The organism is Cardiobacterium valvarum (genome assembly GCF_900460955.1).
Classification (GTDB): Bacteria; Pseudomonadota; Gammaproteobacteria; order Cardiobacteriales; family Cardiobacteriaceae; genus Cardiobacterium; species Cardiobacterium valvarum.
On the sequence record NZ_UFUW01000001.1, the window covers coordinates 1,421,078 to 1,434,673 of the forward strand.

Sequence of the window (13,596 nt, forward strand, 5' to 3'; positions counted from 1 at the left end):
CTGGAGGAGAACACATGAAAGCACATCGCACAACTACGGTCATCGTTATTGCTACCCTACTATTAAGCGGCTGCATTGAGAGCAGGGGAACGCTCAAGCTGATTGGGAGCGAAGATTGTATTATTTGCATCCGGGACACCTCAACACCACGGCTAGCAGGGTCCGGCGAAGCCCCCAGCGCAATGAACATACTGCCAGTAGTTTCGACAGAAAATGTGGGGGATGAAAATGAAGCATTGAACCTGGGACTGGATGATGTATTGCCTTCCCGTTATGGGAAGTTCAGTAAGCGGGTTGCAGGAGAGGGCCAGCAACTGCTTTTCAACGGCATGGTAGTGCTTGACTCCATGTATCCTCCCGGATACAAGGAAACCCGTGATACCGAAGAATACATGTATGGCAGTTTCATTCGATTCGATAGTAAAAAGCCATATTCGATTGGTGAGTATGAAGTTTATCCACTATTTACGGATGATGGTGGCAATAGACAGGATCGTTTTCCCTACTTTATTCTTGCTATTGGTGCAGATAAGAAACCTATTATATATAGTGACAATCGGATGCTATCTAAAAAAGCTGCTTATAAAGTTCAAGGTAATCATTTTATTGCTACATATGACAAGACCACTGTCACTTTTTCGGGAAAAGAATTCCAGCAGCAGAACAAGGCGCAAAAACGCAAGAAGTAATGAAGCCTGCGTTGATTACCATAGGCTCCCCCGTCTCGCGCAAGAGCCACACTGCTCTTGACTTCCTGCTACATTGGGCGTATATCTGAAAAAAATCAAAAAGGAGACGGATATGTGGGACAAAACGCAACTGCCACCAACGCCAGCAGAACTAGCGCTTCTGCGTCAGCAACTTACCGCATTGTCGGCACAGCAGCAAGCTACCCGATTGGCACACGGATGGCATGTCCAAGTGCCAGACGAAAAGCAACCCATGCAACGTGACAGAAAGAGTCTGCTGGGGCTTTTTGTAGAAGGGTTTGCCGAAGGATGGAAAGAAGCTAAGGTAATGTCGACATTGAAGCAACGAAAATTAGAAGAATTGAATGATAATCAAAGAAATCATTCGTTTCTGAATCATAGCTATGATGATTATGATAGCTACGATAGGTATGATAACTATTTAAAGATTTCAGATTAATAGCAATCTTATACCAATATCAGAAATTAAGGTTAGAAGGTGGCGCGCCGAAGACAGTCCCGCTAGTAAGGAGAGGCGCGCCAAAGAATTCAGATTATTTTCTGGGATTGGTTTTCTTTGAAATACTATGTTCGTCATTGTCCGTTGCCCAACTTAAAGTATTGTTGTGCCCCACATAGTTTCTACCGCCCTCTCCATATTTTTCCTAAACCGGACTTTATACCACGGCCGACTCTACGCAACCCTCTTCCTATAGCACGGAATGATCCACGTGCCGCTCCACCTGCTGCTCTTCCAGTTGTGCTACCTAAACCACTAGATAAATTTTTCGCTTCACTTTGACTGCTATTCACTACTTGCCCCGGATTTACCCCTTCGCCCAGATTAATCATATAGAACAAGATAAACACGGCAGCGACTTTGATAACCTGAAACGAAGCATCTAATAGTATAAAGTCAAAGGACATGCTAGATGCTTCCGTGCCATGCATGGACTCCCATATTTTATCATCTAGATGATTCATAACCGCCCATATACCGGGCATTACAATCAAAGAAACTATTAGAAACATTCCTTTTATTACTCCATCTATGGCTAGTCGTGCACTAACCATAAAAATCCCCCAAAACATATAAATAACCATCAAAATTAAGGGTAGTAAGAATTTTAGGAGAAGCGATAACATGAAAAATGATGCATAAAAACTAACTACAGTATTCATTACGCCTCCTGTCAGGTCTACGTCTGTAAAGAAACTTAAAATAAAAGATGCTATTCCAGCAACAATAGTAGCAGCTACGGCATCCTGTAAATTATTCTTTTCTCCCGCAGAAAGTACGTCATCTCGAGCAAAATTCCCCTGATCGAAATTTAGAAGTCTTGTGACTAGTTTATCGTCATCTCCTGAGAATATCACTTGTGAAAGTTGTGCTCTACAATTTTGATAAAATTGATTGCTGAAATCGGTGATTTGACCTTTTTTGTCCTTTGTAACTAAATCGCTATTTTCGGAAGATCTAGGATCGCATCTTTTATATTTACCAAATAAAGAATCTCCTCCTTGCTTTGCTGCTAGTCTTCGAACCACATCAAAGGATAACTCTTCAGCTAATCTTGTCCTCAGCCCAGCTTTTCCTCCCTGTCCAGTCCACCATTCTTTACAAGTAGGGGGGGCATCTTTAGAGGCTTGCCCGGAGCCATCGTCCCCTGTAAATCCAGTGACAGGATTTTGTGCTTTAAAATATTTATATACGGGTATGCCATTGGGGGATGTTAGTTTTTCGTTGTATACAACCTCTTTAATTAACTTTGAATCTAAACCATTAAGTAAGATATTACGTGTTTGCTCATCTTTTCCACCTAAATCTTCAATCCATCTCTCTAACCATCTTTGCTGATCTTGTTCTTCTTTTGTTGTAAATTTCCCGTCAAGTATTTGTTTAAATCTATTAGTAATAGGTACGTGGCATTCATTTCGATACCTCTCATACTCTGTATAAAGAGCTTTATTATGATCCAAATTTGCATTCCAAATGGCTTTTTGACCCTCGGTCACATCTGGTGCACACGGAGTTAATTTATAGATAGTATTGTTGATCCCTTGCCCAATCATCATGGCAATCCAGGGAAGTACCGGAATGCTTGTCTTGTCTTCAGCAAAATACTTTCCATTGCCATTTACTTTATCAATTTCATACTTCTCAGTACCACATACTCCTTTTAATGAGAATTGATTGAGTTTTACTGGTACTATTGGTACAACAGAAAATAAAAAGACTAAGGTTGTTAATATACCTACAGTTAGCATTTTTGCTAAATATTCATCCCCGTTACTTCTCGTATCAGATAAATAATCAATGTAAATTCCGGCAAAGCTTCTTAAAACAGGGTAAAGGAACAGCCCTAGTGATGCCAATAGCAAATAGAGCATGTAATAGAATTCCCATCCATAGACAGTAAGAAATGCTTCCAAGTAGTTATTAACATTCATCTTAATCTCCTTGCCTTAACGTAAAATATAAGGCAGTTGCAGGGTAAGTAAATCAAAGCACATAAGGACTAAAAATACATAGCGAGCTTTGACCCCAGAACGCGCAATACGTAACCTGGCCGTTTCAATTTGCTGTAATGCCACTTGATCAGGGGTTCCGTTTAGGAACAGTTGCCGCTGTTGTTCTTCAAGATTGGTCATGGCCCGACTACGCACATGCTTCATAAATACCGGCAATATTAGGAAGGAAATTACAATATAAATTGTCCAACGAAGCAGAGTGGCCGGCCACCAAAGTTGCTCCACTATGCCCCGCATTTGGGGTACTGCTTCTTCGCCTAAAATAGCGTCCAGCAAAACCGCCAGCAGTGCTAATCCAAATATCACCCCCAGCGCCCTGAATCCGCGCTTGAACCGCCGCCAGCGGGGTTTCGTAGGATTGATAATGACGATGGTATCGCCGCTTTTGGGTGCTGTTTCATTGCCTCCCTGATAATAAGCGAGGGAGGCGTTTTCTATCTCCACTGGCGCTTGATTACCCCTTGTTGTCGGGGATGAGTTATTCGCAGTGAGTGATTGCCCCTGTTCAGCCATCATATCGTTTCCAGAAACCGGCATATCCGAAGGTAATGATGGTTGTGCGGAAGCGGCTTCTTTCTCGTCATTAGCTGGTGTGTTGTACTGCTTTTGCATCATTATTCTTCCCTTCAATACTGCCAGGCACGTTGGCCGATTTCGCGAATATCATCCAGAATGCGGTAGTAGAGCGATCGATACTCGATCTCGGATGGTCCTTTCATACCTGATTGCTGTAAGTCAGGTGCGTAAACCCCTGTCTTGAGCGCCTGTTTTGCAAAATAGAGATTACGGCGCAAGCGATTGATCGCATATTGCTGTGCACGTGCTTCGATCTCCATTTCCATTGGATATTCCGGCATCTTGCGAATATCATCCAGCTCTGCCGGGGGAATAATTTGCCCTGTTTTTTTCTCAAACGTTGGACGATTGATGCGGTAATACACATAATCTCGCAAATCCTTGATATATTCGTTGCGATACTTCGTATATTTCCGTTCATATCCTCGCCCTGCAATAGCATTAACATTGGTTGGCTGTGCACCGCTTTCGCCGATAGTAATCTCGTTTGCGCCGTAAATTTCCTCTATGAAGTTGTATAACTCTTTAGCGTTTTTGAAATCTCCCAAAATCGGGTTGTTCTTCACATCACCGCTAAAATCGTTATCCCATTGTTCTTTATCACCGCGAGAAAGCGTCAGGTTCATACCAGCTTTCAGCAAAGACTTGGTGATATTGATCGGTTCTTGCCCCTCCCCCCCGTAGTTTTTGCCATCCGCCATTGGCACCCCATTCTTGCGAGCCCTTTCAAAAAGATGCTTTTCCGCCTCTACCAGCGTGGTTTCCTTGGCATTGACCATACCAATGGTCTGTTTCCATTGCTCCCCTACGGCAATTTCCGCAATTTCATCAAAAGGATTTTTCCCTTGGCGTACTTCCCGCTCGTAGTCCTCACATTGTTTTACTTTGAGATTGAACAGTTCAATATCTTCATCCAACTGTTTGGTGGCGAGTTCACCCAAAGTTGGATTGATCTTCATCAGCATGTATTGAAACAGGCTGGAAACTGCCCCCGATATTGAGGCCATGATGGTTGCCTGAGCTTTGTGAAGTGTTTCTGAAATCTTGTGTTGCAGGCGTCTGGCCTCCGCTTCGATATTATGGAAGAAATTCAGAGAACCGCAGCGATTGGTCAGCCCGGCACGCAGATGTGCATCTAGGCGGAATTGTTTTGAATAGGAACCGGGATTGATATTGTCACGGGCAGCAGCTGATCCCGGCAAATAGAAACGGCCGTTGTCCCCGGCTGGTACCTTGTCGCCACGAATTTCTCCCAACACCGCTTCAACATCATTGCTGCCGTCATCTTCTGTGGGCTGCGATTTTGTTTGTGCCAAAAGGGGACTTGCTGTGAGCGCCAATGTCATCAGCAGGGCGAGACGGTTAGACTGGGACTTCATGATTTACCTCCCTGTTTGGATGGATTGATAGTATTTTTAGGCGAAGTTGTCGTAGATGACGCGGGCTTCGTAGCGATTGCTGCCGGTTTTGTGCTCGTGGCAGGAACTTTCCCGTTTGAGGAAGACGAATTGGCTGATGTGCTTGGTTGGTTCACTGAGGCAGAGGGAGACACATTAACTGTGATAGGGGCGTCCGTTTTCCCGGAAGCGGGAGCTATACCGCTATTTCCCCGATTGACCGCCTCTGCTGAAGCAGATGAGCGTATGTCCGGCACAATGTTGACGGTCGTGCGATCGCGCACATGTAGCAGCACGTTGTAGCCCTGGTTGGCGTTAAGATAATGATGTTCAATTGGGTCATAACGGGTGATATACGTCTCCGGCCAACCTTTAATAATCGCTTGCGCGGCTTCTGATAGCGGTTGCTTGCTATTAACCACTACCTGACGTTTCACTTTTCCTTTGACCGCCTTAATTCGGTCGGTAAATTGACCGATACAGCCGGCAGTCAAACAGGAATCATCAACCAGAAGCACCAGCGTATCGCCATCGCGCCATTCCGGATTTTGATCATCCGGCACATAACCTAAGGTTTTAATACCTGTCAGATCATCAGTAAATTTCTGCATTTCTTTCGTCAATTGCAGTTCACTCATTGACTGGCTGACCAGCCAGGCCGTATGGATTTCTCGTTTGACCATTTCGTGTTCGTATCTGGCTGCCTCGCGCGCGTAGTAAATCTTTTCCTCATCTTTTTCCGCAATCATGGAAAGTACCATCAATGGACTGGAGTTCTGATAACGGTTATTGGTGATTTCCATATAATTGCGATAACGACGATATTCATCATCGGATAGCCCCCAATATTGTTTGAAGCCGGACTCGCCTGAGCCTATTCGGCTGTAATTCACTGTGGCAGCATGATTCGCTGTTGTTGCTAAGGCTAGAGCCAGAGGCAACGCCAATATCCTTATTTTGTTCATGAATGTTCTCCGGTTGGTTTTCGCGATGGTGTGATAAATGGCGGCATAAAGAGTCTCCTTTAAGCCCCAAAGTCAGGCAGCTTCTTGGTATTTGCGTCGAGCAGCGGTGATTTGGTCGGCAATCATGTAGGCCGCCTCCAACTCACTGATTTCGTGTTCTTTCATCAGACGGTTACGAGCGTCTTTTTCGTTACCGTCGGTTTGACCAAGCGCGAGAATGAGGGAGGGCGGGATATAACGCACCAATGTCGCCGGGAATTTGCCGGAAAAAGACACACCCTCTACGAAGCGTTGTTGCTCCTTGCGCGGAAAATCGAGCAGATGCCGCTCTTCGGGCGTGAGATTGCGGATGGTTTCCAACTCGTTCACCTCTTTGCGGCTCATCTTCATCAGCCACCAGAATTCCGCGTTGGACAGAATCTTTGCGGCATCACCGGTAAAGTCGGAAATATCCTGGGTGATCACGTTCAGCCAGCAGTTGAGTTTGCGGAAAACCTTGGAGCCGACGACCAGTCCGGACATCAGCAACTTGATTTTGGCCCACAAGTGAGCCTCATCAATTTTTACTTCAATGGCTCGGCCACTGTTTTGCAGTTTTTCCGCCATGGCGGTGATGGTGTAGATGGCGGAGAGGCCGGCAACCGCCAGCAACGACTCGTTGCCCAGCCCGCCAAGAGCGCCCAGCTCAATGACAGTCAGATCATCATCAGGATCAAAGCCTTTGGCAGTCCGGTTAAAGAGCGTGCCGCGCAACCCCTGGGTCCAACCGTCCATGGCATCAGCACGTTCGCGCAGTTCCTTGACGATGTCATCAACCTTGTTGGGGCTCTGTGCCTCTTCAACCGACATTTCTAGAAAAGCATCACGGATATGCACAGGGCGGGCATGGGGTTCGCCTCTTTCGACAGAAATCTGCAGACCGCGAACCAATGCCTTGTTGAGGCGAGAAATTTCCGAGGGACTGAGCTGCTGTCCATCCTTGCTGACCATGATGCGCAGGATGTATTCCATCTCGTTCAGATAGGAGCGTTTTTCGTCTTCGTTTTCCTTGATCTCATCGGCATCAGGTACCCAGGTTCCGGCACTGATGGCCTTAGCTTTTTCAGCTTCAGCCAACGCTTTCTGTGTCTCGAAGAAGGGAGCGAGGACATCATTGGAGTTCGCATTAAGAGTGAAGCGGCGTACACGCTTGCCATAGCGCTCCATGTGATCTGCCAGCAAGCCGAAGCTGTTACCGTAGTCAAAAATGAACATGCGCGGGTTATTGACCGCCATGCTCATCAGCGTCATATAGACGATGGTGGCCGATTTACCGGAACCGGTTGGACCAAAGAACACCTCGTGCGAAACGCGTGAGCGGTCGCCGGGATGGAACGGGTTGAGATAGAACGGCTCGCCGCTACGCGAAAACATCAGGTAGCAGGGATGAGTGGAACCGCTCTTATTGCCATAAAACGGCAGCAGGGAAGCCAGATGCACGGTGTAGCATTTGCGGGCGCGCAAGGCAGCATTGCGGTCATGGTTGAAGTCATAAACTGCCGGCAGGGCACGCACAAAACTGTCCTGGCTGATGAGATCATCCCTGGGATCAATAACTGCAATGCAGTTGGTGGTGGCAATGGTTGCGCTGGCCCTTTCGGTTGCGTCGAGCAAATCGCGCAACGAAGTACCGCGCAAGAATAGCCCCATTTGTGCATAAAACACCTTATGGTGGTACCGCATCATCTCTTCCTGGACTTCATCCGCCTGCTCTGCCGCAAATTTGGCTCGCTTGGACGCCCCGCCTTTGGCCATGCCGCGCATCAGGTCAATCTCCATCTCCATCTGGTGATCGGTCTGGGGAATGATGTTCCAGGTCATCATCGCGCCCTGCGGCAGACGTTCAAACAGAGAGGCATTGATTTTGGTACCGTCGTTGTCTTCTTCCTGTACGCCGATGGTGATCTCGCCATCGCGGGGCGGGTGATCAATACCGCCAATGGTGAGGTAGCGATACCAGTAATCCCCGAAACGCCAGATGCCTCGCTCGTTGGCTTCTTCACTGCGGTGGTATCGTGCCGGGTGATGGAAAATCAGCTGCCCAAGATCGAAGGCGGCCGTTTCGCGACGCGAAGCAATATCAGCAGCAGTGAAGCGCTTGTGCCCAAAATAGGGGGCCAGCCAGTTCACCAGGTCATGTGGCAACAACGGCTTCAGGCTGATACCGGCAGCGCTCATCGCATTGACGAAGGCACTCAGGTCATGTTTGGCCTGTTCCGCAGGGCTGCGGTTATGTTTTTTCCAAAAACGCTCAGGACGGCGGCTGTAAATGCAGAGGTAAACAGCTTGATCGGCTACCCGCCACCCCTGATGTTCACCACTGATGCGGCTGTCAGGGAAGACTCCTTTTTCGTGGGTGAGCAGATTCAGATGCTCACGCGTAATATCCAGCGTGTGGCGGCTCAGGGGATCATCGCTCAAGCCATTGGCAGCAACGGCGGCCTCGAAATCGTCGGCGATATTTTCCGCCTCCAGTGCACGTACAAAAATTTGGGCGATGTAGGGATAATCTTCATCGCCATTATTGGCCGGCAGCAGGTCGAGCGCGCGCGTCAGCGCTTCATTGAACTGATTCAGCGCTTCCGGACTGCGCGCACTCATATAACGGGTATTTACCCGCCAGATCTTGGCGATATTGATACCGTCATTGAGCAGATAGGTTTCATCTTCATCGCAGTAGTCGTAGATCGGAAAATAATCGCAGAATGAGGGGGCATTGCTGAACAAAGCACGATACTGCTTCTGCGACAGCGGTGGAGTTCCAAAAAGCGGCCATTCCCCGGAAAGGCGCAACAGGGCGCTGACGAAGGGATTAACCTTGAACTGGGTCAGGCCGGGTTCTTCATCCTGGTGTGGTGCGGTTCGGTGCACTTTTGCCGAAGCGCCCTTATCCCCTTTGTCTAACGACAGTACGGATTCAGACTTGCGCCGACGCAGCATGCCGAGCAGTTCATCAGCGATCCTCATGGAAGCCCTCCTGTTCCAGTGCGTAATGGTCCCGCTCGTAGAGGCGGAATACCGTGAAATAGCCTGGAACCGGCAATTCCCCGTTGTTGATGTGCGGGAAGACGTACGCTGTTATTTCCGGGTTAGGTACCTGCCGGAAATCACGCCGTAGTTCGTTAACATGCGCGAGCGAGTAGCTGCTGTTGGGCGCATAGCCTTCCGTTAGCGGTATACCAAGATAATCTGCCCGGATACCGTCTCCGTAATAAGCAGAGTTCCCCTCCCGTTTGCCCGTCAGCAACTCTGCCGTCGTCGGTCCGGATTCCGGCAACAGCTTTTCCTGCTTCGGACGCATCATGGAGCAACCGCTAAATGCCAGGCCACACAGGGCAAGGAGCAGAAGCCGGTTATATTTACAATTGATCATGGGAAACTCCTGCTTAGTCATAAGCGCTTTTTCGCTTGGGTTCACGGTAATAATTGACTTTGCGCGCATTTGCGTCATAGTCAATCTGAATCATGTCGTTGATCATGATTTGTACCGGTTTACCCTGGGCTACATAAATCACATCAAACGCAGCAGAGGTGCGTTCGCGAATGTAGTCGGCGATTTCTTTCGCGGTACCGGAGACGCCACGGCCAAAGATGTAGGGATAGATACTGCCGTCAAGCATGGCGCTGTAATTGCCGTTGCTGTCCTGGCGGTAACTCACCTGCCCTTGCGAAAGCGCGTCGGCAGCTGCCTCTACGAAAGCGGCCATACCGCGCGATTTGATGTAATCGCCGGCGTTACTGATGTAGCGCCCCCTGATGCAGGGAGTGCCCCAAGGATCGGTGAGGTAACCGAGCGCTTTGCCGCTACTGGAGCCTTCGCCACTGGTTTTGCCCTGAGTGACTATCCGGCCATCAATAAAAATAAAGGTGAGGCTGTCGATGTAGCCGCGCGCGCATTCCTGCTCGCGCACCCCGGTGGCGTATCCGCTGGCAATCATTTTGGCGACCCCCGGAATCTGATGCCCATTAGCGGCGAGGTTTTTACCGCCGATTTCAACCTTGAAAAAGAACGGGTCTTCAATATTGCCACTGCGTTCTAGTGGCACCCGGCCAATAATGGGCGTGACCAGGAGGGCATCACTGAGAATGGTGGAAGGCGGCAGGGTATAGACCGGGAAAACGGTCGGCCATTGGTCTTCTTTCTTCCGCTCGCCTGCGACCGGCAACATACCGGGCTGGAGTTTTGCCGGCGGTACCGGATTACCGATATTTCCGATGCCTCCCAATACTGAACTGAGGATGTCATTGTTCCCGGTTTGCGAGGCGGCGGCATAACCCTTGCTGCCATAAGGCAGTGTAATGTGGCTGCGCGGCTGATTATTTCCGTTGTTTGCTCTACCATCCGTATCGCCCAGGGTTTGACTTGTGTTAGTGGTGATACCCTGCAAAATGTCGCCCTGTTGCCCGTTATCCGGCAGCAAACTCTTGGGATCCGGTGGGGTAACAACTTGCGCCTGCTTCTGTTGCTCCAACAGTCCTTCCAGTTCGCGAATACGGGCTTCACGCGTCTCATTTTGCGCCTGTTGCTGTTGTTGCAGTTCCTGCATGCCCGTCAGTTTTTCATTCAGCTCGGCCATCTGTTTGGCAAGGGCCGGATCAGGTTTATTGCTACTTTCTAGCGTGCGTTGCAGTTCCTTTACCTGGGCACTGACGTTTTCGACTTTGTCCTTGGTCTCCTGCTGTTGCTCACGACTACTGGTCATGGCTTCGCGGACGTTATTCAGATCGGCTTCCAGGTTGCGCTGCCGGTTTTGCGTGTCACGGGTCAATTCCGTGTTCCTGCGTAACTCTTCGCTGTACGTCGGGTCATCCGCACGGCGTTTTGTCTCGGAAGAGTTATCGCTAAAGAAATTGTCAGATTGCTGCGTGCTGACGGCAGGTGAATGGGAAAATTGAAAGACGAACCAGGCAACACCGAACAGCATTGCCAGCACCATTATCATCAGGAATTTACCTACGGTCATGGCATTTCCTCCTACTGTCGCGCCTTATCAAAAGGCACCTGACTAATCAGTGCCCACAGTGTCTGATCAAAACGGCTACCACGCGCTTCCAAAACGGGGTAAAGCGCAGCGGCAAAGACCCAACGCCCACGGATAGTGCGAGGATCAAACTCGACCGCAGAGGGGGATTTATTGTTTACCAGTAGAACCGTTAAATAGTAATCGCCAATTTCCCATTGCTTCAGTGCTTTTACCGAAAGACGGCCATCGTTCATGCGCAATAAAGTTGCGGCGACATCGCTTTTGCCTACCTTGACCGGTTTGCCGAGATCATCCCCGATCAGGCGGGCAGGTCCCACAAAATGCCTGAAGCCGTAACGCACCATCTGGTGAAATTCCGCATCGCCACTTTGTACAGTCGCAGCTCCACCTAGATCGCCCTCTGCCATATTGAGGGTTTTGGCTGCTCCATCTTCCAGAAAAGCAGGTTTGTAGGGATTCTTGGCGGGTTCCTGTGCTACCGGCTGTGCGGCAGGATCACGAATCAGCAGATCACCGTCGTAAGGCCCCATCGTTGCCCCGGAAACATCCAGCATCACCAATCTGCCATCAACCAGCTGGGCGATCATCCGTGTAGGTTCAAAGGCTTCTACCGCACGTAGATACAGCACGCCATCCGGTGTAAGCAGGTTTGTGAAAGCATTGACCTTACTTTGATCCTGTAAATCGGTATGCGTGACCGGCTGCGGAAAGCGTACGATGACTTCTTTCTGCAAGGGGAGCCGCAGGCTAATCGGTTTCTCGCTCAAGGTGATTTCTTTCACGCCGTTATTCTGCTGTGCTGTGGTCATGCTTGTAGTGCTAATTATCAGTAACGTGCCAAGCAATAAGTGGCGAAGAAAACGCTTCATCACCGGTCCTCCTCTTTTTTCTCTTTTTGTTCGGGCACGATGACCACCGGCCCGTCATTGAAGTAACAGTCCACCTCAAGACCATGGGGATTGACATCTCGGGGACGACCGGATTTGACGATTTTTAAGGGGTATTCCATGGTGCTGATACGGGTTTCTGTACCATTAACCACGTCGCGCAGCTCGTATTCCAGTTTGACCCCCCATTCATATGCCCCCTCCCGTTTGCGTACACGATCCGTGCTGAACATGGCATTGTCAGTAGGTAACAATAAGCGGCTACGGAAGCTGAACAGACTGCGATGCGTGCGGTAGTGCTCGTAGAGATCTTCATAGCAACTACGGGTCAGGTAAGCGCGGTATTTTTCCAACTGTTTTGGGTATTCTTCGCCGCAATCCTTGTCGCAATAGTTGATCGTTTCCCACAAGGTACGGGCAAAACCATAGATGGTCGCCAATGGCACATCACCTACTTTGTCAACGTAGCCTTGGCTAATGTCTGGAGGGTGATAGACGGTAATTTGCTGTGGCAAGCGCCACACGCTCCAAGCCATGAAAAAAAAGGCGCAAATCAAACCGACAATGGCGCGATGCAAAAATCGCTGATTACGTTCTTCGTTTTGAAATTTATTTTGGGCCGGCATAGGGATTCCTCTCCCGTTGAAAGCGGACAATGCTGCCGGGTTGGATAAAACGACGGCTGCGCCAAGTCCTGATATGCAGGTGATAGAAGAGTGGCTTGCCGGCCCGGCGGGATGACATTTTTACAATGATCATCCAGCCGTAGCCGCAGCCGATAAAAATGGACACGATCGCGGCGATTTCCCAGCGTATAAACGGCATCAGGGCCAAGGTCGCAAGCACAATGACCAAAAGACATTTTCGGAATACCAGATTGACCTCGGTATAGGTCAAGCCGAAAAAACCGGTTTGAGGTTCTTCTTCCAACTGGCTCAGGGTCTTGGCCGGCTTGCTGCGTTTGCCGCTACGGGTTTCTGCCATGATAGATAGCCTTACGAGAACATCTTGTAGATCGGATCCAATATGTATGAATTTATTAGTGTAAAAATAAGGATCCCGAGTACGACGACGGTAACTACGATGCCGATTTTTTTCAGCACAAGAACCATGCCGCCATCTTGACTGCGAGCATCATCCGATACCCCGGCGAGGGAAAACAGTACGTTGACCAAGATAAGCCCCAATCCGAGCAAGGCCATGATGATGATGATGTAGGCAATAGCCATCACGATTTTCTTGCCCCAGGAATCATTTGCCGCGACACCGGGAATACCAAGATCGGTATCACCAGTAGGCAGTTTGAGCTGATCCGCAAAGACATCATTGCCCCAGAGGAAGAGGGCAGCTATCCCGACAACAAACAACAGCCGCAACAACGCGCCTTTGTCTATGGAAAAGCCTGCCGGCAAGCGGAAAAGGCTCTGGTTGGGCAGGGATAAAGCAGGTGGGGTTGAAATAGGATTCATAAATTCTCCGGTTTCGGGTTGTAGAAGGAATTGCTGTGGTACGTGTATAACCGCTGT

Annotated in this window: 13 protein-coding genes; 2 read left to right on the forward strand and 11 right to left on the reverse strand. The window is 49.1% G+C overall.

Going from position 1 to position 13,596, the window contains the following annotated elements; genetic code table 11:
* The first annotated feature begins 14 nt into the window (after window positions 1–14).
* Together DY250_RS06945 and DY250_RS06950 are read left to right on the forward strand one after the other, a co-directional pair.
* A complete protein-coding gene (locus tag DY250_RS06945; RefSeq protein WP_115611663.1) occupies window positions 15–689 on the forward strand; it encodes a hypothetical protein in 675 nt (224 codons plus the stop codon).
* A gap of 112 nt (window positions 690–801) precedes the next feature.
* The gene (locus DY250_RS06950) at window positions 802–1,149 is read left to right on the forward strand and encodes a hypothetical protein (RefSeq protein ID WP_115611664.1); all 348 of its coding nucleotides are present in this window, start codon (window positions 802–804) and stop codon (window positions 1,147–1,149) included.
* A gap of 182 nt (window positions 1,150–1,331) precedes the next feature.
* On the opposite strand, the gene DY250_RS13705 is transcribed toward DY250_RS06950, so the two are convergent.
* The 11 genes from DY250_RS13705 to DY250_RS07005 form a co-directional block, all read right to left on the reverse strand.
* Window positions 1,332–3,140 (reverse strand): hypothetical protein, encoded by a 1,809-nt coding sequence (locus DY250_RS13705; RefSeq protein ID WP_147293480.1) that lies wholly within the window; start codon window positions 3,138–3,140, stop codon window positions 1,332–1,334.
* A 15-nt stretch (window positions 3,141–3,155) separates the two neighbouring features.
* Entirely contained in the window at window positions 3,156–3,836 is a 681-nt protein-coding gene (locus tag DY250_RS06960; protein ID WP_115611666.1) for a hypothetical protein, read from the reverse strand.
* 11 nt (window positions 3,837–3,847) lie between these two features.
* Entirely contained in the window at window positions 3,848–5,176 is a 1,329-nt protein-coding gene (locus tag DY250_RS06965) for a hypothetical protein (protein WP_115611667.1), read from the reverse strand.
* Window positions 5,173–6,159, reverse strand: coding sequence for a hypothetical protein (locus tag DY250_RS06970; protein ID WP_115611668.1), 987 nt, complete (start codon window positions 6,157–6,159; stop codon window positions 5,173–5,175). Before DY250_RS06970 ends, DY250_RS06965 begins: the two co-directional genes overlap by 4 nt.
* 72 nt (window positions 6,160–6,231) lie before the next feature.
* Window positions 6,232–9,165, reverse strand: coding sequence for a conjugative transfer ATPase (locus DY250_RS06975; protein WP_115611669.1), 2,934 nt, complete (start codon window positions 9,163–9,165; stop codon window positions 6,232–6,234).
* Window positions 9,152–9,571, reverse strand: coding sequence for a TIGR03751 family conjugal transfer lipoprotein (locus DY250_RS06980; RefSeq protein ID WP_172542258.1), 420 nt, complete (start codon window positions 9,569–9,571; stop codon window positions 9,152–9,154). The genes DY250_RS06975 and DY250_RS06980 overlap by 14 nt, the downstream gene beginning before the upstream one ends.
* Before the next feature lie 13 nt (window positions 9,572–9,584).
* The gene (locus DY250_RS06985; protein WP_115611671.1) at window positions 9,585–11,162 is read right to left on the reverse strand and encodes a TrbI/VirB10 family protein; all 1,578 of its coding nucleotides are present in this window, start codon (window positions 11,160–11,162) and stop codon (window positions 9,585–9,587) included.
* 11 nt (window positions 11,163–11,173) lie between these two features.
* Complete coding sequence (locus DY250_RS06990; RefSeq protein WP_172542260.1) at window positions 11,174–11,992, reverse strand: DUF3438 family protein; 819 nt, start codon at window positions 11,990–11,992, stop codon at window positions 11,174–11,176.
* Window positions 11,993–12,051: 59 nt separating this feature from the next.
* Window positions 12,052–12,696, reverse strand: coding sequence for a DUF2895 family protein (locus tag DY250_RS06995; protein ID WP_115611673.1), 645 nt, complete (start codon window positions 12,694–12,696; stop codon window positions 12,052–12,054).
* Window positions 12,680–13,054 carry a hypothetical protein gene (locus DY250_RS07000; protein ID WP_115611674.1) on the reverse strand — a complete coding sequence of 125 codons (375 nt, stop codon included), beginning with the start codon at window positions 13,052–13,054 and terminating at the stop codon, window positions 12,680–12,682. The genes DY250_RS06995 and DY250_RS07000 overlap by 17 nt, the downstream gene beginning before the upstream one ends.
* Window positions 13,055–13,065: 11 nt before the next feature.
* On the reverse strand, window positions 13,066–13,539 hold the full coding sequence (locus DY250_RS07005) for a hypothetical protein (RefSeq protein WP_115611675.1): 474 nt from the start codon (window positions 13,537–13,539) through the stop codon (window positions 13,066–13,068).
* Between the last annotated feature and the right edge of the window lie 57 nt (window positions 13,540–13,596).